This window comes from Microbulbifer sp. SE14, assembly GCF_059834885.1.
Genome location: NZ_JCBAJA010000003.1, coordinates 215,545 through 237,418, shown reverse-complemented (window position 1 = coordinate 237,418; position 21,874 = coordinate 215,545). Strand labels below are relative to the sequence as shown.

19 protein-coding genes are annotated in these 21,874 nt (G+C 63.1%); 9 read left to right on the top strand and 10 right to left on the bottom strand.

All coding sequences use genetic code 11. From position 1 onward, the window contains the following. The first annotated feature begins 103 nt into the window (after positions 1–103). From trxA to ubiD, 4 genes are all read left to right on the top strand, one after another. Positions 104–427 (top strand): thioredoxin TrxA, encoded by a 324-nt coding sequence (gene trxA / locus AC6R19_RS03970; RefSeq protein ID WP_500578283.1) that lies wholly within the window; start codon positions 104–106, stop codon positions 425–427. Positions 428–801: 374 nt separating this feature from the next. Further along, on the top strand, positions 802–2,061 hold the full coding sequence (gene rho / locus AC6R19_RS03965) for a transcription termination factor Rho (RefSeq protein ID WP_073276077.1): 1,260 nt from the start codon (positions 802–804) through the stop codon (positions 2,059–2,061). A gap of 277 nt (positions 2,062–2,338) precedes the next feature. Then, on the top strand, positions 2,339–2,617 hold the full coding sequence (gene rbp / locus AC6R19_RS03960) for an RNA-binding regulator (protein WP_500578282.1): 279 nt from the start codon (positions 2,339–2,341) through the stop codon (positions 2,615–2,617). A 188-nt stretch (positions 2,618–2,805) separates the two neighbouring features. Then, entirely contained in the window at positions 2,806–4,269 is a 1,464-nt protein-coding gene (gene ubiD / locus AC6R19_RS03955; protein ID WP_500578280.1) for a 4-hydroxy-3-polyprenylbenzoate decarboxylase, read from the top strand. 116 nt (positions 4,270–4,385) lie between these two features. Here the strand turns inward: ubiD and AC6R19_RS03950 are convergent, their stop codons facing one another. Beyond that, on the bottom strand, positions 4,386–6,449 hold the full coding sequence (locus AC6R19_RS03950; protein WP_500578279.1) for a winged helix-turn-helix domain-containing protein: 2,064 nt from the start codon (positions 6,447–6,449) through the stop codon (positions 4,386–4,388). Positions 6,450–6,638: 189 nt separating this feature from the next. Here AC6R19_RS03950 and AC6R19_RS03945 point away from each other — a divergent pair, with 189 nt between their 5' ends. Then, entirely contained in the window at positions 6,639–8,507 is a 1,869-nt protein-coding gene (locus AC6R19_RS03945; RefSeq protein ID WP_500578277.1) for a serine hydrolase domain-containing protein, read from the top strand. A gap of 1 nt (position 8,508) precedes the next feature. On the opposite strand, the gene AC6R19_RS03940 is transcribed toward AC6R19_RS03945, so the two are convergent. The 9 genes from AC6R19_RS03940 to gshB all read right to left on the bottom strand — a co-directional run bounded on the left by AC6R19_RS03940 (position 8,509) and on the right by gshB (position 17,108). Continuing rightward, a complete protein-coding gene (locus AC6R19_RS03940) occupies positions 8,509–9,516 on the bottom strand; it encodes an alpha/beta fold hydrolase (protein WP_500578276.1) in 1,008 nt (335 codons plus the stop codon). Between the two features lie 40 nt (positions 9,517–9,556). Beyond that, complete coding sequence (locus tag AC6R19_RS03935) at positions 9,557–10,807, bottom strand: heme biosynthesis protein HemY (RefSeq protein ID WP_500578274.1); 1,251 nt, start codon at positions 10,805–10,807, stop codon at positions 9,557–9,559. Continuing rightward, the gene (locus AC6R19_RS03930; RefSeq protein ID WP_500578273.1) at positions 10,804–12,102 is read right to left on the bottom strand and encodes a uroporphyrinogen-III C-methyltransferase; all 1,299 of its coding nucleotides are present in this window, start codon (positions 12,100–12,102) and stop codon (positions 10,804–10,806) included. Before AC6R19_RS03930 ends, AC6R19_RS03935 begins: the two co-directional genes overlap by 4 nt. Before the next feature lie 119 nt (positions 12,103–12,221). Further along, positions 12,222–13,043, bottom strand: coding sequence for a uroporphyrinogen-III synthase (locus AC6R19_RS03925; RefSeq protein WP_500578272.1), 822 nt, complete (start codon positions 13,041–13,043; stop codon positions 12,222–12,224). Positions 13,044–13,053: 10 nt separating this feature from the next. After that, on the bottom strand, positions 13,054–13,986 hold the full coding sequence (hemC, locus tag AC6R19_RS03920; protein WP_500578271.1) for a hydroxymethylbilane synthase: 933 nt from the start codon (positions 13,984–13,986) through the stop codon (positions 13,054–13,056). 75 nt (positions 13,987–14,061) lie between these two features. Continuing rightward, complete coding sequence (ruvX, locus tag AC6R19_RS03915) at positions 14,062–14,502, bottom strand: Holliday junction resolvase RuvX (RefSeq protein ID WP_500578270.1); 441 nt, start codon at positions 14,500–14,502, stop codon at positions 14,062–14,064. After that, complete coding sequence (locus AC6R19_RS03910; RefSeq protein ID WP_500578269.1) at positions 14,502–15,086, bottom strand: YqgE/AlgH family protein; 585 nt, start codon at positions 15,084–15,086, stop codon at positions 14,502–14,504. The genes ruvX and AC6R19_RS03910 overlap by 1 nt, the downstream gene beginning before the upstream one ends. Positions 15,087–15,179: 93 nt before the next feature. After that, a complete protein-coding gene (locus tag AC6R19_RS03905; RefSeq protein ID WP_500578267.1) occupies positions 15,180–16,088 on the bottom strand; it encodes an energy transducer TonB in 909 nt (302 codons plus the stop codon). Between the two features lie 63 nt (positions 16,089–16,151). Continuing rightward, positions 16,152–17,108 (bottom strand): glutathione synthase, encoded by a 957-nt coding sequence (gene gshB / locus AC6R19_RS03900; protein ID WP_500578265.1) that lies wholly within the window; start codon positions 17,106–17,108, stop codon positions 16,152–16,154. A gap of 494 nt (positions 17,109–17,602) precedes the next feature. Here gshB and pilG point away from each other — a divergent pair, with 494 nt between their 5' ends. The 4 genes from pilG (at position 17,603) to AC6R19_RS03880 (ending at position 21,752) form a co-directional block, all read left to right on the top strand. After that, positions 17,603–17,998, top strand: a complete 396-nt coding sequence (gene pilG / locus AC6R19_RS03895) for a twitching motility response regulator PilG (protein ID WP_067084389.1) — start codon at positions 17,603–17,605, stop codon at positions 17,996–17,998. 254 nt (positions 17,999–18,252) lie between these two features. Next, positions 18,253–18,615 (top strand): twitching motility response regulator PilH, encoded by a 363-nt coding sequence (gene pilH / locus AC6R19_RS03890; RefSeq protein ID WP_500578264.1) that lies wholly within the window; start codon positions 18,253–18,255, stop codon positions 18,613–18,615. A 279-nt stretch (positions 18,616–18,894) separates the two neighbouring features. Next, positions 18,895–19,437, top strand: a complete 543-nt coding sequence (locus tag AC6R19_RS03885; RefSeq protein ID WP_500578263.1) for a chemotaxis protein CheW — start codon at positions 18,895–18,897, stop codon at positions 19,435–19,437. A 170-nt stretch (positions 19,438–19,607) separates the two neighbouring features. After that, a complete protein-coding gene (locus tag AC6R19_RS03880; protein WP_500578262.1) occupies positions 19,608–21,752 on the top strand; it encodes a methyl-accepting chemotaxis protein in 2,145 nt (714 codons plus the stop codon). The last annotated feature ends 122 nt before the right edge of the window (positions 21,753–21,874 follow it).

The following is a 21,874-nucleotide window of genomic DNA, read 5'->3' as shown; positions in this document are numbered from 1 at the left end:
TGCGGGTGGGGACCGGCAGTCCTTATCATGTCGCGCAACGCCCGCCGGGGCCGGAAGGCCCGCACTGACCAACTATGAACGGACCAAAGAACAGGAAAGCAATATGAGCGAGATCGTCAACGTAACTGACGCCGAATTCGAAGCCGAAGTCCTCAAGGCCGAGAGCCCGGTACTGGTGGATTTCTGGGCGCAGTGGTGCGGCCCCTGCAAGATGATCGCTCCGGTGCTGGACGACCTGGCGGGCCACTATGGCGACAAGCTGAAGATCGTCAAGGTCGACGTGGACGCGAACAAGGAGACCCCGGCCAAATACAATGTGCGCGGCATCCCCACCCTGCTGCTGTTCAAGGGCGGCAATGTGGAGGGCACCAAGGTGGGCGCCCTGTCCCGGGCCCAACTGACCGAATTCATCGACAGCCAGCTGTAAGGTCGGATAACCATCCCGCAAAGGGGCCAAATACCCTTTGCAGGATGGGAAACTGCCGTTATACTGCCTGTTAATCTGTAACTATTCAGACGAGTCGTAAACCAGAGAGCTGACGACGAGCTGACAAAGACGCCCCTCCGCACGGTCAGTGACCATCCCCGGCGCGAAACTCCTTAGAGCTGAACTTATCTGATACGAACCTACTCGGTACGCTGTCGCGTCAGAGCAGATTATGAGTTCCCCTGAGCTTTCGCGCGGCAGGTAATGGCACAGTGGTGTTCGGGGCGACAGCGAGCAAAATTCCAAACCCCTCCCCAAAGTTCCAGGCGCGTCCGCGCCAATTGACAAACAGAAACCTTAATAAAGCAATTGGTATGAATCTCTCCGAATTAAAAACCAAACCCATTGAAGAACTGATTGAAATAGCCAAGGGCATGGGCCTCGAAAACCTGGCCCGCTCGCGTAAACAGGATATTATCTTCAATATCCTTAAGCGCCACGCCAAAAGCGGTGAAGATATTTACGGCGACGGCGTACTGGAAATCCTCCAGGACGGTTTTGGTTTTTTGCGCTCCGCCGATTCCTCTTACCTGGCGGGCCCGGATGATATCTATGTTTCCCCCAGCCAGATTCGCCGTTTCAACCTGCGCACCGGCGACTCCATTTCCGGCAAGATTCGCCCGCCGAAAGAAGGCGAGCGCTATTTCGCACTGCTGAAAGTTAGCGAAATCAATTTCGATAAGCCGGAAAACGCCCGCAACAAGATCCTGTTCGAAAACCTCACCCCGCTCTTCCCCAACGATCGCCTGACGCTCGAATGCGGCAACGGCTCCTCCGAGGACCTGATCGGCCGCATCATCGACCTGGTGGCGCCCATCGGCAAGGGCCAGCGCGGCCTGATCGTCGCGCCGCCCAAGGCCGGCAAGACCATCATGCTGCAGAACATGGCCCAGGCCATTACCCGCAACAGTCCGGAGTGTCACCTGATCGTGCTGCTGATCGACGAGCGCCCGGAAGAGGTGACCGAGATGCAGCGCTCCGTGCGCGGCGAAGTGGTCGCCTCCACCTTCGACGAGCCCCCGGCGCGCCACGTACAGGTGGCCGAGATGGTGATCGAGAAGGCCAAGCGCCTGGTGGAACACAAGAAAGACGTGGTGATCCTGCTGGACTCCATCACCCGCCTGGCGCGCGCCTACAACACCACGGTGCCGTCTTCCGGCAAGGTGCTGACTGGCGGTGTCGATGCCCACGCCCTGGAGCGCCCCAAGCGCTTCTTTGGCGCTGCGCGCAACATCGAGGAGGGCGGCAGCCTGTCCATCATCGCCACCGCCCTGGTCGACACCGGCTCCAAGATGGACGAGGTGATCTTCGAAGAGTTCAAGGGCACCGGCAATATGGAGCTACAGCTCGACCGCAAGATCGCCGAGAAACGCGTCTACCCGGCCATCAACGTGCGCCGCTCCGGCACCCGCCGTGAGGAGCTGCTGATGCCGGAAGGCGAGCTGCAGCGGGTGTGGATACTGCGCAAGCTGCTGCACGATATGGAAGACCTGGCGGCGACCGAGTTCCTGATCGACAAGCTGAAGGACTTCAAGACCAACGACGAGTTCTTCCTGTCCATGAAGCGGAAGTAAACGTTGTTTATAACCGGTACCGAATAAGGGTACCGGTTTTGTATAGGTTTCCGAATAAGGCATTTTTTTGCGCCGAATTGGCCTTGAAAAGGCGAGCGGTTAGGCATATAAAGGCCCACATTGTGGCGCTGTCTAGACACTGACGGCGCCCAACCGAATTGGCCCGGGGGTGATGTGAATCACCGCATTTAGGGGTCAATCTCAGGTGGATGATCTGGTGGAGCTGGTTATCCATTTGTGACTGCACGACAGCCCACATATCTAGTGAGAACTTTTTGTGAATATCTATATTGGAAATCTGGCCTACGGCGTTACCTCTGATGACCTGCACGAAGCTTTTGGTGCATTCGGAGAAATCTCTCGGGCTACCGTAATCACCGACCGTGAGACTGGCCGTTCTAAGGGCTTCGGTTTCGTAGAAATGCCGAACGACGACGAAGCGCGCAAAGCGATCGAAGAGATGAACGATCAGCCGCTGTCTGGCCGTAACATCCGTGTTAACGAAGCCAAGCCGCGCGAAGATCGTCAGGATCGTCCGCGTCGTCCCCGCTTCTAAGCACTGACCCCTAAGGGTTGGGCCCTTTTGTAGTTTTAAAAGGGCAGCTTAAAAATTCCAGGACCCGCAGCAGCCGCTGCGGGTCGTTTTAGACTCCCCTCCGCTCCCTTGCCTCAAGGGTGCCATTCCCCATTTTGTCCCTACTGCTTTACACTGCACCTTGGTTCATTCCCTGTACCCGGTACTGCATGAAATACAAAGACCTGCGCGACTTTATCAGGCTGCTGGAAAAGCGCGGCCTGCTCAAGCGCATCCAACATCCCGTAGACCCCAAGCTGGAAATGACGGAAATCGCCGACCGCGTGCTGCGTGCCGGCGGCCCCGCACTGCTGTTCGAGAACCCGCTGGGTTTCGACACGCCGGTGCTCGCCAACCTGTTCGGCACCCCGGAGCGGGTGGCCCTGGGCATGGGCCGCGAGAGCGTCGGTGAGCTGCGCGAGGTGGGCGAACTGCTCGCCTTCCTGAAGGAACCGCAGCCGCCAGAGAATCTGCGCGACGCCTGGGAGAAGCTGCCGGTCTTCAGGCAGGTGCTGAATATGGGGCCCAGGGTGGTGAAGAATGCCCCCTGCCAGCAGGTGGAACTGACCGGCGGCGACGTGGACCTCACCAGGCTGCCGATCCAGACCTGTTGGCCCGGCGACGCCGCGCCCCTGGTCACCTGGCCGCTGGTGATCACCCGCGGCCCGGAGAAGAAGCGCCAGAACCTCGGCATCTACCGCATGCAGCTGCTGGGCAGGAACCGCCTGATCATGCGCTGGCTGTCCCACCGCGGCGGCGCCCTGGACTTCCGCGACTGGTGCAGGCGCAACCCCGGCCAGCCCTACCCGGTGGCCGTCGCCCTCGGCGCCGACCCCGCCACGATACTCGGCGCCGTGACGCCGGTGCCGGACACCCTGTCCGAATACGCCTTCGCCGGCCTGCTCAGGGGCGACAAGACCGAGGTAGTAAACGCGACGCTCAGCGACCTGCAGGTGCCGGCCAGCGCAGAGTACGTACTGGAGGGCTTTATCCACCCGGACGATATGGCCGACGAGGGCCCCTACGGCGACCACACCGGCTACTACAACGAGGTAGACCACTTCCCGGTATTCACCGTGGAAAAGATCACCCACCGCAGGGACCCCATTTACCACAGCACCTACACCGGCCGCCCGCCGGATGAACCGGCGGTCCTGGGAGAAGCCCTGAACGAGGTCTTCGTGCCGATACTGCAGAAACAGTTCCCGGAAATCGTCGACTTCTACCTGCCGCCGGAGGGCTGTTCCTACCGCCTCGCCGTGGTCACCATGAAGAAGCAGTACGCCGGCCACGCCAAGCGCGTGATGATGGGGGTATGGTCCTTCCTGCGCCAGTTTATGTACACGAAGTTCGTCATAGTCACCGACGACGACGTCAACGCCCGCGACTGGAAGGATGTCATCTGGGCCATGACCACCCGCATGGACCCGGCCCGCGACACGGTAATGGTGGAAAACACTCCCATCGACTACCTCGATTTTGCCTCACCGGTTTCCGGCCTCGGCTCCAAAATCGGCTTCGACGCCACCAACAAGTGGCAGGGCGAGACCAGCCGGGAGTGGGGCAGGCCGATCGAGCGCGACAACGAAGTAGTAAAGAAGATCGATGAGATCTGGCCCAAGCTCGGGCTGTAACAAGCGTCTGTGCTCGCGCAGCCCAAAAAGTGGAGTCTGGGAGAAAGAAGCCAAACGTGATGGAAAACCAGGTGGAGTGGCAGATCAGCAGGGAGCAGTGGGAGAGGGGGCGAGTTTCAGTCGCCCAGTGAAAGTCTTACCAGGTTGCTTTCCGCCAGCAGTGACTTGACCGCAACTATTCGCTCTGAGGATGGGTGAATATCAAAATTGAGCCGGAAGCGGTTTCTCGCCAGCACATGTTGCTCTCTCTCGCCATTTTTAAGACTGACGCGATGGATATAGGCGTTGTTGCCGGAATGTTCGGTGTAGTAGAGCCAGTCGCCGAGAAGCTGCCACCGGTTGGGTATCCCGGACGGCAGGGTGGCGACCATTCTCAACGCCTTCATGTCCTCGAGTAACCAGGCCTGCCGGAGTTGATTCACCGCCAGCACCCGCCTGTCGTCCAGTTGCCGTACGGCGACGTAGTCATCCAAAACGGGCTCCTCCAATCCGGATTCCAGGCTGGAGCTGTAAATTACCGGCTGGCCCTTTTCATTCTTGGAATACAGGAGAGCCGAGCCATCGGGGCTCCAGGTCGGCGGGCCGGTCAGCTCCATGTCGCTGGTCAGGAAGCTCAGCTCCCGATCCGCCAAAGAGAAAGCGAACACCCGTCTGCCCAGGATTCCGGCCAGGTGAGAAGCGGTTGAGTTTATTGCCAGCGACGACAGCCGGGAGTCTCTGGGCAGGGACAGCAGGGTAACTCTGCCTGAGTCCTTGTTTTGCACCTGCAGCAGCAGGTTTTTGTCATTGCGGGAGACGAAATACAGGCTGTCGCCACCCGGGCCATAGAGTGGAAAGTCCTCGGCGCCGGGCAGATCGAAATGCTCGGAGGGCATCAGGGCCCGGGTGTGGAACGGATTGGGTTGCTCCTCGAGGTCGAGAAAATTGCCGTTGTGCTGCCGCATGTATAGGCAGTTGTCTTCGCATTGGAAGAACACGTCGTTGGTATAGGGGCTGGTGCTTTTCCTGACGATAAATCGGTCTTCGTTCAGGCTGTATTCAACCAGATCACCGCCAAAGCTGGACAGGGTTAAAGCGTCGTTGCTCCTGCTCCAGGCGAGGCGGTCCAGTTGCACCGGCAGAATCCGCGAGTGCAGCAATGTCCCGGTATCAATATCCAGTACCAGAAGCTCGCGTTTGTTGTGCTCCACATCGCGCAGCAGGGCCAGCATCTTCCCATCGCCGGATTCGCTGGCAAAAAAGTCCCCCGCGCCCTCGACACTGGGCGCGGTGATCTGTTCGATTACCTGGCTGTCCAGGTTCAGGCGCCAGATACCCTGTGGGGATTGGGGCCGGTGGGCATCCTTCAGGTAGACGGCGCGTTCGCCCCTTGACCAGCCCAGCAGATACTTGCCGCGAACCTCTTCCCTCTTCAGTGGCTGTGGGTCGAAGATTCCCCGGTCGGCGTCAAAGCCCGCAACAAAGTGTTGCAACCCGTTGTCCGTGCTGCGGGAGTAAGCGAGTTCGGTGCCGTCCGGAGACCAGTGCGCATTGGCGTAGTCGGCCCGGTCCCAGGTCAGGCGCTGCACCCGCTGCGTGGTGAGATTTTTTACGTAGAGCTGCAGGTAATCGTCTTTGTTGGCGCGGTGCGAAAAGACCAGCCGATTCGTGGCCGGATGGTAGTCCGGACTGAGTTCGGAACCGGACATCCGGGTGAGTAACCGGATCTCGGCCTGCGGCGCAACGCTGTTGAAGTTCATCCCGACAGATATGCCGTAACCGAGCAATATCGATAGCAGTAGTGCGGCCGAAGTCGCGAACAGGGCGCGGCGGGACCCGGGTGCCCCTGCGGTTTTCACTGGAGTCACGGGCGCAATCAGGCTGTAGCCCTTCAGCGGCAGGGTTTTGATATAGCGGGGATTGCGCGCATCATCGCCGAAAGCGTCGCGCAGCTTTTTCACCATCGCCCGTATTGCATCGTCGCTGACGATGCGGTTTGGCCAGATCGCATCGCTGACCATTTCGCGGTCGACAACCCGGCCGGCGTGGCGGACCAGCAGGGCCAGGAATTCGCAGACCTGCGGCTCCAGCCGGACCTGAACCTCCCCATCGACCAGCTTTCCCGACTGGCTCTCGAACAGAAACCCGCCGACCTGGAAACTGTCCCGGGCGTCCTGTCTGTTTTTGTTTTTATCTTTCAAATCAATTGCTTACGTCATATGAACTCTTGTGAACAGCCTGCCGGGAGGCCCCTCACAAGAATTCACAAAGCTTCCTTTGCGGCCATCCGGCGGGATCGATATTTACGGATCATTAAAACACGGCCGCCAACTGTGCTCCTAGCCGGCAGGGGCGGTCACCGACTGATCCATATCCAAAGGGGGATTGATATGCGGTTTTTCTCCACACTGATCGGTGTGCTGACCTGGACCTTTGCACAGCTGGTCGCGGGGCAGGCATCGCAAGAAAAGAATATCGACAATCTGCAGCAGCTGGGTGTTGCAATCGATCGGGCTGTGAGCCGCTCGCACACGCCGGGAGCCGCGGTTGCGCTTATACAGCCGGGCGGGGAAACCTGGCTGCACACGACCGGTATGGCCGATGTCGAGCAGAAGCGACCGGTCGCGGCGGACACCCGCTTCCGTATAGGGTCCATATCCAAGATGTTTGTCAGCCTGGCGGTCGTGAAACTGCTGGAAGAGGGCAGACTCAGCCTGGATGACAGGCTGGTCGACCTGGCCCCGGAAATAGTATTCGACAATCCCTGGGAGGACCGCTACCCGCTGCGGCTGGTGCATCTGCTGAACCACAGCAGCGGTTGGGATGCCCCCCATTTTGCGGAGCTGGTCGGACATCAGGGGGAGCCCGTCGCTATTCGCACGGCGCTGTCGATGCATCCGCACTCGAGAAGATCACGCTGGGCACCGGGTACGCGTACTGCCTACAACAACACCGGCCCCCTGGTGGCCGCCTATATTGTGGAAAAGCTGTCGGGTCTCAGGTACGAGGACTTCGTGCGGCAGCATTTCCTTGAACCCCTGGATATGAGGGACAGTGGCTTCTTCTACTCCGATGACTACCGCGGCAACGCCGCCACCCCGTACCGCGCCGGACGGGCCCAGTCATACTGGCATTTGAACAACCGCGCCGCGGGAGGCATGCACGCCAGCCCGAACGATATGGTCAAGTTCGCGCAGCTGCTGCTGCAGCGGGGGCAGGTTGGAGAGAAAAAACTGCTGGGCGCGGACTCTATTGCGCAGACCGAGCGCCCGCAACAGACCCTGGCGGCCGAGGCGGGGCTGCAGCTTTCCCGGGGGCTCGGCAACAACATCTTCCACCACAAGGGTGTGGTGTTCTACGGCCACGAGGGCAGTCTGCCCGGTGCCGGTGCAATGCTGGCCTACCAGCCGGAAATGGGCGCGGCCCATGTGGTTATGACCAACAGCGATGGCCCGGCGGTGGCTGAAATACATCGGCTACTGGCCGACTATGTCACCCGGGACCTCTCGCCCGCACGGATAGCGCCGGACCGCAAACACGATGACAGCGACCTGGCACTGAGCGGCTTCTACCGGGTCATCAGCCCGGTGCGGGAAATGTCGGCTTTCCTGACCGACCTGCTGCCCTGGTCGCTAACGGTGCAGAGGGACAGCGCCGCCATCCGTCCGCTAATCGGTGCGCCGCCGCGTAAACTGATTGCCGGACCCGGTTCCAGCTTCAAGCAGGATTCCACCGGCAGGGTGGCGCTGGTAAAGGTCAGCGATCCGCAGGCGGGTGAGGTACTGCACTACGGGCCCATGGCCCTGAAGCGGGTCGGCGGATTCGGTGTCTACGGGAAGCTGCTCGTCCTGGCCCTGTGGGTGCTGAGCGCCCTTACAGCCCTGCTGTTCGCACTGGTCTGGCTGCCGCGCTACCTGCTCGGCAGTATCGGGAAGGGCCCGCAAGTTGCTCTGCGCTTCTGGCCACTGGTTGCGGTTGTTGCGATTGCCGTCGCGGTGGTCGGGGCAAAACTGGCCGCCGGCGGCCCCGCGCCCTACGCGATGGCGGGCCGGGTCAGCCTGCCGTCACTGATGGTTTTTGCCGGCACCATCGCTTTCTTTGCCTGCGCTCTGTGGAGCGCCCGGGTCTGGTTCCGGCTCTGGGGCTGCGAGATGAATCGCTGGGTGAAATATCACTCCACGCTGCTGATCGCGCTCAACCTGCTGGTCGGCCTGTACCTGCTCGGCTACGGCGTCATCGGTCTCAGGCTCTGGGCCTAGGCTACTGCTGCAGAAACTCCAGCAGGGCGGACATATAGCGGTCGAAGGCCTCGTACTGCGGCACATGGCCGACGCCGTCCAGCTCCACGAGCTTGGCATCCGGGATGGCCCGCGCGGTCGCTTTGCCCAACCGGTCGTAGCGCCCGAGTTTGGCCCGCAACGCTTCCGGTGCGCGGTCGACGCCGATGGCGCTGCGGTCGCGGGTGCCGATAATCAGCAGGGTCGGCGTTTTGATATCGGGAAATTCGTAGAGCACCGGCTGGGTGAAGATCATGTCCGCGGTCAGCGCGTCGACCGCGGCGATTTTTTTCGCATCCGGGCCCAGGGTCCAGCCGGCCTGGATATCCAGCAGCGGGTCGTAGGCCGGGCGCCACTTGCCATCGAAGTAGGCGCGGGTCATGTAGCGTTTGACCTTTTCCGGCGTCTGCACCTGCTCCCGGGCCAGGGCCTGATCCAATGGAAGGTAGGGCACGAAGCGCTTGTAGTCCTCCAGGCCGATCGGGTTGACCATGACCAGCTTTTCCACCCGCTCGGGGTACATCAGTGCGAAGCGGCTGGCCAGCATGCCGCCCATGGAGTGGCCGGCGACGATTACCTTTTCGACTTCCAGCTGGTCCAGCAGCGCGCGGGTGGCGTCGGCCAGGGCGTGGAAGCTGTACTGGAAGCGCAGCGGCTTGCTGGACTTGCCGAAGCCGATCTGGTCCGGTACCAGGACGCGGTAGCCGGCGTCGCTCAGCGCGGCGATGGTGTCTTTCCAGTAGGCGCCGGAAAAATTCTTGCCGTGCAGCAGCAGAACCGTGCCCCGGGTCTTCCCTCCCCGCGCCGGCGGTATATCCATATAGGCCATGGTGAGCGGCTGCTGCTGTGCCTTGAGGTCAAACTGTTTTACCGGGTAGGGATAGTCGTAGCTGCTCAGCATGGCGTCCTGCGGCTCTACCTCGGTGGCGGCCGCGGCAGAGAGACTGAACAGGGTGGCGCAGACGAGCAGCAGTGCGGCGGGGAGGTCCATGGTTTCCCTCCGTGCAGGGTCAGGTTTTCGATTTTTTTGCTCAGGCGCTGGCGCCGAGCAGCGGCCGCTCTTCGCCCGGCAGCGGCAGCTGCGGCAGGTCGGCCACCGCCTGCATCAGCCCCTCCTTGTAGAGCCTGGCGGCCTCCTCGGCTTCCCCCAGCGCGTACAGCAGCCGCGCCAGTTCGGCGGAGGTGGCGGGGTCGGAGCGCAACAGCAGGCTCTTCTCGAAGAACTGCCGCGCCCGGCCCCAGAGCTCGTTGCGCAGGCACAGGCGGCCGATACAGGTCAGCAGGTCGGCGTTTTCGCCATACTCCTTCAACCAGCCGTCGGCGACGGTGAGCTGGGTGGCGGCGTCGGCGCCGGTCAGGCAGCCATAGAGTTTGGCCAGGTCCGGTTGCCACTCGCGGCTCAGCAGCCAGCGCAGTTGCTTTTCCGCCTCGGCGTCATCGCCGATCTCGTGCAGCTGCCGGGCGTAGAGGCCGCGCAGCTCCATATTGCGTTGCCAGCGGCCGCTGAGACTCTGCCAGGTCTCGCGCAGCTTGTCCCTGTCGCGGCGGTTGGTGGCGTCCATCAACAGGTGCTGGTAGACCTCCAGTTCCAGCTGCTGCAGTTCCTCCTCGCGCATATTGGCGTGCTTCTCCAGCTGCGGCAGCAGTTCGCGCAGGCCCTTCCACTCGCCGAGGCGGTAGTAGGCCTGCTTGAGCAGTTGCAGCAGCGCCGGGTGCCTGGGCTCCACCTGTTTGGCGCGCTCGAGGCTGGCGATGCACTGCTCGTAGTGCTTGTCCAGCAGCTGCATGCGCGCCTGGCTGAGGGCGACGGCCAATTGGGTGTCCTCGCCGCTGGCCTCGGCCCTGGCCAGCAGTTCGTTGGCCTCGTCGCGGTAGCCCAGTTCGAAGGCGCTGCGGGCGGCGGCCAGGTAGTTGATCAGCGGCGCCTCGGAGCGGGGGGCGCTTTTCAGCAACTGGCGCCGCGCGCGGGCCCAGTTGCCCTCCATAAATTCCACCAGGCCGTTGGTCAGGCGCCGGCGCGCGACCCGCTGGCGGCCGAAGCGGATGCGGCTGACACTACCGCCGATACCGCGCAGCAGGCTGCGCAACAGCCAGATGACAAAAAACAGCGCGAGTACCGCCAGCAGCAGCGCTATGGCGGCGACCCAGAGGTTCAGTTCGATGCGCTTGTCGATGTCGCCGCCGATGGCGATCAGCATATAGCCGGGATAGGTGCGTATCGCCTCCACCAGGAAGGCGCCGAACAGCAGCAGTGCCAGGGCGGCGAACAGGAAGCGTTTCACTGGATGTCGCCTCCCTGCGTCTCCGTCTTGTGCAGCCGCTCTATATAGTTGTGCAGCGCGCTCTGGGAGGCGGCCAGGCTGGGCAGTTCCGCCTCGATTTTTTCCTGGCCCAGTTCCTGCAGCTCCCGCGCCAGCAGGTCGCGCTGCTGGCTGGTGACGCCGTATTCCAGCAATAGTTGGCGCGCACGGCTCAGCGAGTCCCGGTAGACATTGCTGTCGCCGCGCAGCAGGGCCAGTTCCGCCTGCTCCATATTCAGGCGCAGGCTCTGGCGGAAGCGCGTCTCGCTCTGGGGCGACAGCAGTACCGGATCTATATCGCCGTCGCGGATGCGCACCGAGTCGCGCATGAACTGGGTGAAGTTGTCCCAGCTGCGCCGCCAGGCGGAGGTCTCTGCGCTGTCCTCAACGGGCTGGGTGTCGGCCGCATCCAGGGTGGCGAGATCGAATTCCGGCTGGATATTGACCCGGATCAGCCTGTCCTCCAGCGCGCGCAAGCGCGCGTAGAGGCCCTCGCGGTCGATGTTTTGCACCAGTTTCAGGGCGGTGATGTCGTTGGCCAGCTGCTGGCGCACGCCGTAGAGGTCCGGCAGGTTGGTCCCGCGCAGGATATTGTCCACTTGCTCCAGCAGGCCGAGGGCGGCGCGACTGTCGCGCTCCAGCAGCAGCCGCTGGTTGGCGAGGCGCAGCAGGTAGTCGGCCTCGGCCAGCTGCCAGTCGCTGCGGCTGACATTGCCGAGTTCGCTTAGGCGGCTGCCCTGGGCGGTGACATCGCGCTGCAGTGTCGCCAACTGTTGCTGCAGCTGATTGATGACGTGGCTCTGTTGGCGCAGCTGGTTCTGCAGTGCGGCGTTGGCCTGCCGCTGGGCCTCCAGCGCAGCGGCATCCGTGTCCGGGGCCAGGTCCGGCTGCTGTTGCGGCCGGGGTTCCGGCTGTTGTGGTTCCGGCTGCGGCTCCACCGGCCCATCCGGAGTGGGTGGGACTTCGATTGCGGCCACCTCACTTTCGGTGTGGGCGTCGCGCCCGAGGGGTAAGAAATCCAGCTGGGCCAGCCGGCTCTGCAGCTGCGGCCAGTTGAACCAGCCCCAGGCGCCGCCGCCGCCGATCACGGCGGCAAACAGCAGCAGCCACAGCCAACCCTTGCCGCCCTTGGCCTTTGGCGCCGCGGCGCCTTTCAGGGATTTGTCCTGCGCGGCCTTGGCGAAGTTGCTCTTGGGTTCCGCCTTCGGCGCTGCGGGAGCCTCTTCGGGCCTCTCTTTGGGGTTGGGGGCGGCGTCTTTGGATTTGTCGTCAGTCATGGGTGTGGCAGGCGCAGGGGTGGAAAGTGTCGTCAAATTATAGCGACTGGAGGCACGCTTTATACGACGCCTGGCGCTCTTTTAAAATTTTTTGCTCGAAGTGTGCGGCGAATTTGGTTTCAGGCACTTTGCAGCGACACTTGCAGCGCCGCAAGCATGGCTTCGTCGCCGGCATTTTGCGCGGCGACGGCGCGGCCGAAACCAAGTTCGCGGGCCTGTTCGGCCACGCGGCGGCTGGGGCAGACGATGAGCGCGTCGAACAATGTCTCGCGCGCCGATTGGCGGATACAGCGGGCCAGGTTGGCCAGGGTCTCGCCGCTGTGCACGCTGACGGCGTCCGGCCGCCCGACGTAGCCTTTGAGTTGTTCTGCGGCGTCTGCGGGCAGGGCGCGGCGATAGAGTTCGCAGTAGTCGACCCGCGCGCCCCGCGCGCGCAGTGTGTCGCCGATCATGGTGCGGCCGCCGCTGCCGCGGAAGATCAGTACCCGCTGGCCCTCCATCTGTTGCAGCGCCGGCAGGGCCAGCAGGGCCTCGCTATCCATGGTGTCGCCGCCGCTCGCGCACTCGATGCCGCGGTTGCGCAAGGCGCGCGCGGTGGCGGCGCCTATGGCGTAGTAGCGCGGACCCAGGGGAAGCTGCGGCCAGTAGTCCTCCAGCCGATCGCACCCCAGCTGCACTGCATTCTGGGACACGAAGATGGCGTGATCTATCTGGTCGAAGTCGAGAATCCGCCGCTTGAGTGCCTGCCACCCGGGGCCGCTGTCGATCGGCTCTATGGCCAGCATCGGGATGCTGTCCACCTCCGCGCCGGCGGACTGCAGCAACTGGCACCAGCCGCGGGACTGGTGCGCCGGACGGGTGATCAGTATGCGCTTGCCGCGCAGACTTTTGTTCGCAGGCTGAGGGCTCTTGTTGCCAGGCGGCTGAGGGCTCTTCTCCACGGGGCGGCAATCAGAGCGAGGCGAGAATCTTGTCGGCGCCGGCAGCCAGCAGCTCCTCCGCCAGGGCTATGCCCATGGCCTCACCATCTGCCGCGGCGCCGCGGCGCTCGGCGCGGATCAGGGTGCGGCCGTCGGGGCTGCCCACCAGGCCGCGCAGCCACAGCTCGCCATCCTGCCCGTTTTCATCAAGGAACTGCGCGTAGCAGCCGATCGGGATCTGGCAGCCGCCGTTCAGGCGTTTCACGACGGCGCGCTCCGCCGCCAGGCGCGCGGCGGTCGCTTCGCAGTGCAGCGGCCGCAACAGTTCCTCCAGTTCGCCGTCGCCGCGGCACTCGATACCCACGGCGCCCTGGCCGCCGGCGGGCAGGGACACTTCCACCGGCAGGCATTCGCGGATGCGCTCGCGCAGTTCCAGCCGCAGCAGGCCGGCCGAGGCCAGCACTATGGCGTCGAAATCCCCGGCGTCCAGTCTGGCCAGGCGGGTCTGGACATTGCCGCGCAGGAACTTCACTTCCAGGTCCGGGCGGTGGGCCAGTATCTGGCACTGGCGGCGCAGGCTGGAAGTGCCGACCACGGCGCCTCCGGGCAGCTGGTCCAGGCTTGCGTAGTGATTGCTCACAAAGGCGTCGCGAGGGTCCTCGCGCTCGCAGATCACCGGCAGGTGCAGGCCCGCGGGGAACTCCATCGGCACGTCCTTCATCGAGTGCACGGCGATGTCCGCGCGGCCCTCGAGCATGGCCACTTCCAGTTCCTTCACGAACAGGCCCTTGCCGCCCACCTTGGCCAGGGGGATATCCAGCATCTTGTCGCCGCGACTGGTCAGCGGCAGCAGTTCTATCTCGATTTCCGGGTGCTGTTGCTGCAGGCGGTCCTTGACGTAGTTGGCCTGCCAGAGGGCCAGGGCGCTCTCGCGGGTGGCGATGCGGATGCGGGTGATGGGCATAGGGTAGTGGTCAGTGGCTAGTGGTTAGTGATTCGTGGCGAGAGAGCCTACCACCAACCACCAATCACTGACCACTCACCACCGACCACTGCGCGAGCGCAGCCAGTCCTCGAGGAAGATCCGCGCGGCGATGGAGTCTACCGGGTTGTCGGCGTAGCTGCCGCGGTGGCCGCGCTCGCGCGCCTCCTCCTTGGCGGCGCGGGTGCTGAGGCGCTCGTCCACATATTCCACCGGCAGGCCGGTGCGGCCGTGCAGCCGCTGGCCGAATTTGCGCGCGCGGGCGCCGAACTCGCTCTCGCTGCCGTCCATGTTCAGCGGCAGGCCCACCAGCAGGTACTGCGGCCGCCACTCGTCGATCAGCTTTTGCACCCTGTCCCAGTCCGGTTTGCCGTCCTTCGCCGGCAGCGGCGGCAGTTCGCGGGCGCTGCCGGTCAGGCTCTGGCCGAAGGCGAGGCCGATGGAGCGGGTGCCGAAGTCGAAGGCCAGCGCGGTGACGGGTTTGGGCGCAGCACTCACTAGGCGTGTCCCGCCTGGGAGCCGATGCCGGACAGGTCGATGCCGTGGCGGGCGGCGGCGGCGTGCCAGCGCTTCTGCCAGGGAGTAGCGAAGAGAATTTCCGCTTCCGCCGGCAGGGTCAGCCAGGCGTTGTCCGCCAGTTCCTCTTCCAACTGGCCCGGACCCCAGCCGGCGTAGCCCAGTGCCAGCAGCACGTCGTCGGGGCCGCGGCCGGCGGCCAGGGACTCGAGGATGTCCTTGGAGGCGGTGAGGCTGATGTCGTCACTGACCTCCAGGGTGGAGTCGAACTTCACGCCGGCACCGTGCAGCACAAAGCCCTGCTCCGGTGACATGGGGCCGCCCAGCAGGACCGTCTCGTCACCGCGCAGGCTGACATCCTCCAGCGACAGCTGTTCGAACACGGCTTTCCAGGTCACCTTGCTGGGCGTGTTGATGACGATGGCCATGGCGCCCTCACCGGTGTGCTCGACCATGAAGGCGATGGTCTGTCTGAAGCGCGGGTCCTGCATGCCCGGCATGGCCAGCAGGAACTGGCCGCGCAGGCTGTCGTGGGTCAGGTCGCTGTCGATGTTGGTGTTGTGCATAGGTCAGTGCCATCGGATTGCGGGCGCGAAAAACAATTCTAGCCTGCCGCCACCAGCCGCCCGGAAAATATTTGCCGGTGGGGCTTTTCCCCGCTAGCCGCGCTTCGGCAGCCCCCCGGCCGCGGTTGAGAAGCCGGTCATCTCGAAGCGCCAGGTGCGAATGATTTCCAGGCGGTCGGCCTCCTTGCGGATCTCCGCCGGGAAGGGGGCAAAGGGGGCGGCCAGGCGCACTATCTGCTGGGCGGCGTCGTCGAGGATACGCTCCCCGGAGGACTCGAGGATGACCACTTCCTCCACCGCGCCGGTGGGCAGCAGGCGCACCATCATGCGCAGGCTGCCGGTGATCTGTTGTTGCAGTGCCTCTTCGGGGAAGTTGTCGTTGCCGACGGCCTCCACCTTCTGGCGCCAGTCGTGCAGGTAGGCGGCGTCGGCGGAGGCTCTTGTGGCCACTGAGGTCAGGCGGCGCACCCGCGGGCGCTGGGCGATGGTCTGGCGGATCTTGTCCAGGCGCGCCTGCAGGCTGGCGATCTCCGGGTTGGTCAGCGGCAGGTCGCTGGGCGCGTCGCCGCGCTTCTCCTCCGACGGCTTGTCCTCGGCGGGCAGTTCCGGCGCCTGTTGCGGGCTGTCGCCGATGGTGGTGACCAGCTGGCGGCGCTGCTCCGCCGGGCGCGCGGCCTGCTGCTGCGGCAGCGGGTTGACCTCGCGGATGGCGGTGTCGGCGATCTCCGCGCGGCGGTTGCTGGACAGTTCCTTCGGCGTATCGGCGGTGCCGCTGGCCTGCTGGTTGTGCTGGGCCAGGTAGTCGGCGTCCTCGGGGGCCTGGACGGAGTGGTGTTGCGCCAGGGTCACCTCCAGGGTCGGCGGCGCCTGCCGCGCCTCGGGCGCAGAAAAGGCGATACCGAAGATCACCAGCGCGTGAAAGGCGCAGGCGAGAAACAGGGCGAACACGAAGCGGTCCTGCTGGGTGGCCTGGAGTTGCGTGGTGTCGGCGGTCGGGTTCATTGTTCGTTATTGGTTACTGCTTATGCTGTTCCGCCCAACCATCACTTGGAGCGGCCGCCCAGTTTACCCCTTTTGTGCCAACCGGTCTGTGATGGCGCTCATCAGCAGGGCGCCGATATCGGTGCCGTAGGCGGCGTCGATTTCGCGCACACAGGTGGGGCTGGTGACGTTGATTTCGGTCAGGTATTCGCCGATCACGTCCAGGCCCACAAACAGCAGTCCCCTTTCCTTCAGCGCCGGCGCCACCTGCTCGACGATCCAGCGGTCGCGGTCGGACAGCGGGCGCGCCTCGCCGCGGCCTCCGGCGGCCAGGTTGCCGCGGGTCTCGCCGGCCTCGGGGATGCGCGCCAGGCAGTAGGGCACCGCCTCGCCGTTTACCACCAGGATGCGCTTGTCACCGTTCTTTATTTCCGGGATGTAGCGCTGGCCCATGATCTGCCTGCGGCCGTTGTCCGTGAGCATCTCCAGGATGGCGCCCAGGTTGGCGCCGTCCGGTTTGCAGTGGAAGACGCCGGTGCCCCCCATGCCATCCAGGGGCTTGAAGATCACATCCTTGTGACTATTGTGAAATTCGCGCAGTTTCGGCAGGTCGCGGCTGACGATCAGCGGCGGACAGCACTGGGGAAAGGTGGTGGCAAAAATTTTCTCGTTGCAGTCGCGCAGTGCCCGGGGGTTGTTCACTACCAGCGCGCCCTCGCGCTCCGCCGCCTCGAGGATATAGGTGGAGTAGACGTACTCGTTGTCGAAGGGCGGGTCGACGCGCATCAGCAGGGTGTCGATCTCGCCCAGCGGCATCTCTGCGGCGACCCCCAGCTCGAACCAGCGCTCGGGGTTGTCGAACACTTTCAGCGGCCGGCCGCGGGCCATGGCCCTGCCGCAGTCCAGGTAGAGGTCTCCCTGCTCAAAATAAAAAAGGTCAAAGCCGCTGCGCTGTGCGGCCTGTAACAGCGCCAGGGTGGTGTCTTTCTTAAAATGGATCTTGGCGATGGGATCCATCACCACGCCGAGGGAGTAACTCATACCTGTGTCCGTGCCGGGTGAAATTTGCGCTTAAGGTAAGAGTTGCCCGGCGGGTGCGCAACCGTTTGATGCTGATTCGCTGTGGCGATTTTGTGAGCAAATTGCGGCGAATTTTTCTGTTGCACCGAACTTTGGTGACAATTTGTACGGCAGTGCTGCCGGCTCCATTCCTTCGGTAGATTCACTTGGGGTTCTGTGATAAAAGTTGGTCCCTATGTGCGACCTCAACCAACCGAGGCGCCCAGACCCTGCAAGTGGTTGAACAAAGGGCATTCCCGACAACGCTTTCAGGCGTGCCCGAAAATAAGGGCACCTTTAGAAATCGTAGCGAGCGGGTGGCTGGTGGTGGCCGCCGGGGCACAGGAAGCGGAGTGTACTTTAGTACATGAGCATTCCGACCGGGCTGGCGTACCAGCACCGCCGGACACCGCCAGGCGCACGCGCTGTAGATTTATAAAAGTGCCCAATAAGTAAACAGGGGATTCAATAACACTATGGAGCTCAACTGGGAAAGCCTGACGGTGATGGTGATCGACGATAGCAAGACGATTCGTCGCACCGCCGAGACACTGTTGCAGAAGGCAGGCTGTACGGTCGTCACCGCAACAGACGGTTTCGATGCACTGGCGAAGATCGCCGACTCCCGTCCGGACATTATCTTCGTCGATATCATGATGCCGCGCCTGGATGGATACCAGACCTGCGCGCTGATCAAGAACAACAGCGAATTCCGCTCCACGCCGGTGGTGATGCTGTCGAGCAAGGACGGCCTGTTCGACAAGGCCAAGGGCCGTGTGGTTGGCTGCGATCAATATTTGACCAAGCCGTTTAGCAAGAGCGAGCTGCTGGGGGCAATTTCCGCGCACGCCAAGCCGCACCATGCGGCTTGAGATGCCGGGGCAAAGTACTGTGACTTTGTTAACAGTGCTGGCGTAGAATAGTTTCCACTGTTGGCCGCCGGGCGGTCGCAGTGCGGTGAAAATTCGAACACTGCCGTTTCCCCTTTGGGGCAGGCAGGAACAGCAATCGAGCAAGGGCGTGTGAGCGGGACCTCTCTGGGGTGCCGCTCGCCAATAACGACAACAAACCCTGCAGCGCCCGCTACCGGCGGAGTTGTTGCGGACAAAAATGTCGCGGGGAACCAATGGCAAGAGTATTAATTGTTGACGACTCGCCAACAGAAACACACAAGCTGACCACCATGCTGGAAAAGAACGGCCACGCTGTGATCGCTGCCACCAATGGCGAAAACGGCGTGGATGTGGCGCGCGAGCAGCGCCCCGACGTGATCCTCATGGATATCGTGATGCCGGGCCTTAACGGCTTCCAGGCCACCCGCCAACTGAGCAAGGACGACAATACCGCGGGTATCCCGATCATCATTGTGACCACCAAGGACCAGGACACCGACCGCGTCTGGGGCATGCGCCAGGGGGCCCGCGCCTACCTGACCAAGCCGGTAGACGAGAGGAAGCTGCTGGGCACCATCGAGGAGGTGTTGGCCTAGGCCAGCTGCTGGGCCTGTTAACACTAAATTAGATAGCCGCGTTGCCGCCCCAAAACGGGCCAGGCAAGGCGCGAGGAGAGTGGTTTAGTATGCTAAATGAACGACGAGCAACGCCGCATGGCCCGTTTCGGGGCGCAACCCGGAGGGACGGGGCCGTTTCCCCGCAATCCTGCGTTGCAGCTCGCTTATGCGGCGGACCACACGGCGCTCACTGCGCCTTGTCTTGCGGAAAAACGGCCTCCATCGCGGCCATCTAATTTAGTGTTAACAGGCCCTAGAGTGCAGTCACGTCAGACTCCCTATCTCGCACTGGTTGATATCGCCAGGCGCGCCAAGGCGCAGGCCGCCGGCCTGCCCGGCCGCCAGGAAGTAAAACCCTACTGGACGGGTATCGGCTTCTCCCTCCTGGGTCACCGTTTCGTCGCTACGATGGACGAGGTGGTGGAACTGCTCGAAGTGCCCCAGTACACCTTTGTTCCGGGCGTCCAGCCCTGGGTGCGCGGTGTGGCCAATGTGCGCGGCCGCCTGCTGCCGCTGTTCGACCTGGCGGCTTTTTTCGGCGGCCATCTCAGCGGCCCGCGCCAGCGGCGCCGGGTGCTGGTTGTGGAGCATGAGAAGGTTTACGCAGGCCTGATCGTCGACGAACTGCACGGCATGCAGCACCTGGCCCTGGAGTATGCCACGGGCGCGCCGGGGGATCTTATGGAACCCTTTGCACCCATGGTCAACGGCCAGTTTGCGCTACAGCAGGAGCGCTGGCTGGTCTTCGACATGCAGGCATTGATCAGTGATTTTCAGTTTATGGATGCCGCAGCCCATTAGGGCTGCGGCATTCTGATTTTTCCCTTGAGGGAAAATCCGGGCGCTTTGACCGCTGGGTGACTTTCTGAGAGCAGCACGCGGCGAAAGTGAGGGCTGTCCCGGACAAAGCGTTAAATAAAGTGGTGATAAAAAAGAATTGGCCTGATGCACAGGTCCGCCAGGAGTAAACTATGAAAACAGGCTCCCAGAGTTCCTTTTCCGCGTTGCGCAGTAACCCCGCAGCGTTGTTTATGGGTCTGCTGGTACTCGCCACACTGGCGGGGCTGATCGTCATCATCTACCTGGTGCAGTCCCAGGGCGACCGTGACAAAGAGTATCTGCAACAGGTTGCGGAACTGCGCGCACTTTCCTACCAGATTGTGTCTTATGCGCCGGCGGCCACTGCCGGTGACGAGCAGGCCTTCGCCGAACTGGAAACGGTGGTCGGCCAGATGGCCTCCACCTGGAACCAGCTGCAGGGCGCCGACGCCGGCACCCGCCGCGCACTGGAATCCGAGTTGGCCGGCTACGGCCAGGTGTGGCGCCAGGTGCGCGAGCAGGCCGACACCATCATCGGTAACAAGGACTCGATCATCTTCCTGAACGATGTCGCCAGCACCCTGAACGACTCACTGCCGGAACTGCAGGCCGAACACAACAATATCGTGGAAATCCTGCTGGCCAACGGCGCCCCGGCCAACCAGGTGGAGCAGGCGCAGCTGCAGGTGTGGCGCGCCGAGCGCATCGGCCGCAACATCGACAAGATGCTGCAGGGCGGCGAAGACGCCGAGGCCGCGGCGGACCAGTTCAACACCGACGCCAGTCTCTTCGGTAAGGTGGTCGAGGGCATGAAGAGCGGCGACGTGGTAATGGGTATCTCCCGCGTCACCGACGAGGAGGCCCGCCAGTCGCTGGACGAGATTACCGAGCTGTTCGAATTCGTGAGCTCCTCGGTGCGCGAGATCTTCGAGGCCACTCCGGCGCTGTTCGCCACCCGCCAGGCGACAGACGGTATCCAGGCCTCCTCGCCGCAGTTGCTGGAAGCCCTGTCGCGTCTGAACGACCGCATCGTCAACCTGTCGGGCGAGCGCCAGCCGAACAACCAGACCATCATGCTGGCCGCCGGCGTATTCGTACTCCTGATCTTCGGCATGATGATCGCGGCCTTCTCCGGTACCCGCCGCAGCCTGCGCGAGGAATCCGACACCAACGAGCGCAACCAGCAGGCAATTATGCAGCTGCTGGACGAACTGGCCGACCTGGCGGACGGTGACCTGACCACCACCGCCACGGTAACCGAGGCCTTCACCGGCGCCATTGCGGACTCCATTAACTACACCATCGACCAGCTGCGCGTGCTGGTATCGCGGATCAACAGCGCGGCCCAGGAGGTATCCGGGCTGTCCCAGGAAACCCAGCAGACCGCCCTGCACCTGGCCGAGGCCTCCGAGCACCAGGCGCAGGAAATTGCCGGTGCCTCCGCGGCGGTGAACGAAATGGCCGTGACCATCGACCAGGTATCCGCCAACGCCGCCGAATCGGCCCAGGTGGCGGAGCGCTCGGTACAGATCGCGAGCAACGGCGCCAAGGTGGTACAGAACACCATCAAGGGCATGGATACCATTCGCGAGCAGATCCAGGACACTTCCAAGCGGATCAAGCGCCTGGGTGAATCCTCCCAGGAAATTGGCGATATCGTGAGCCTGATCAACGACATTGCCGACCAGACCAACATTCTCGCCCTTAACGCCGCCATCCAGGCAAGCATGGCCGGCGACGCGGGCCGCGGCTTCGCGGTGGTAGCGGACGAGGTACAGCGCCTCGCGGAAAGATCCGCCGCTGCGACCAAGCAGATCGAGGGACTGGTAAAGGCGATTCAGTCGGACACCAACGAGGCGGTGGTGTCGATGGAGCAGACCACCACCGAGGTGGTGCGCGGTGCCCGCCTGGCCCAGGACGCCGGTGTCGCCCTGGAAGAGATCGAGGGCGTATCCACCAACCTGGCGGCCCTGATCCAGAACATCTCCAACGCGGCGCGCCAGCAGGCGTCCTCCGCCGGCCACATCTCCAACACGATGAACGTGATTCAGGAGATCACCTCGCAGACCTCTGCCGGTACCCAGGCCACTGCCCAGTCGATCGGTAACCTGGCCAAGACCGCCAACGCCCTGCGCGAATCCGTTGCCGGCTTCAAACTGCCCAGCGAGGAGAGCGTCGAGGAAACTGGCGATCTGTACGATGTGGAACTGCCGGAAATGGCTGACGAGGACTTCCCGCTGCTGGACGGCGAGGATGCAGAGGCCCTGGAAGAGCGCGAAGACCGGGCCCTGGCCTGATCCGACACAGAAGCGTTCCATGGCCGGCGCGATATAGAAGGGCGCCGACCGGAAAAGGTGCAGGGAACCCCTCCCGGCTGCGGGCCGCAGCCGGAGGTTGCGCCGCGTACAGATTGAATTAC

Bases quoted from the DNA above. Each gene is read 5' to 3' on its own strand.
- trxA (WP_500578283.1), top strand. From the start codon at position 104: ATGAGCGAGATCGTCAACGTAACTGACGCCGAATTCGAAGCCGAAGTC.
- rho (WP_073276077.1), top strand. From the start codon at position 802: ATGAATCTCTCCGAATTAAAAACCAAACCCATTGAAGAACTGATTGAA.
- ubiD (WP_500578280.1), top strand. From the start codon at position 2,806: ATGAAATACAAAGACCTGCGCGACTTTATCAGGCTGCTGGAAAAGCGC.
- AC6R19_RS03945 (WP_500578277.1), top strand. From the start codon at position 6,639: ATGCGGTTTTTCTCCACACTGATCGGTGTGCTGACCTGGACCTTTGCA.
- AC6R19_RS03940 (WP_500578276.1), bottom strand. From the start codon at position 9,516: ATGGACCTCCCCGCCGCACTGCTGCTCGTCTGCGCCACCCTGTTCAGT.
- AC6R19_RS03930 (WP_500578273.1), bottom strand. From the start codon at position 12,102: ATGACTGACGACAAATCCAAAGACGCCGCCCCCAACCCCAAAGAGAGG.
- hemC (WP_500578271.1), bottom strand. From the start codon at position 13,986: ATGCCCATCACCCGCATCCGCATCGCCACCCGCGAGAGCGCCCTGGCC.
- AC6R19_RS03910 (WP_500578269.1), bottom strand. From the start codon at position 15,086: ATGCACAACACCAACATCGACAGCGACCTGACCCACGACAGCCTGCGC.
- AC6R19_RS03905 (WP_500578267.1), bottom strand. From the start codon at position 16,088: ATGAACCCGACCGCCGACACCACGCAACTCCAGGCCACCCAGCAGGAC.
- gshB (WP_500578265.1), bottom strand. From the start codon at position 17,108: ATGAGTTACTCCCTCGGCGTGGTGATGGATCCCATCGCCAAGATCCAT.
- pilG (WP_067084389.1), top strand. From the start codon at position 17,603: ATGGAGCTCAACTGGGAAAGCCTGACGGTGATGGTGATCGACGATAGC.
- pilH (WP_500578264.1), top strand. From the start codon at position 18,253: ATGGCAAGAGTATTAATTGTTGACGACTCGCCAACAGAAACACACAAG.
- AC6R19_RS03880 (WP_500578262.1), top strand. From the start codon at position 19,608: ATGAAAACAGGCTCCCAGAGTTCCTTTTCCGCGTTGCGCAGTAACCCC.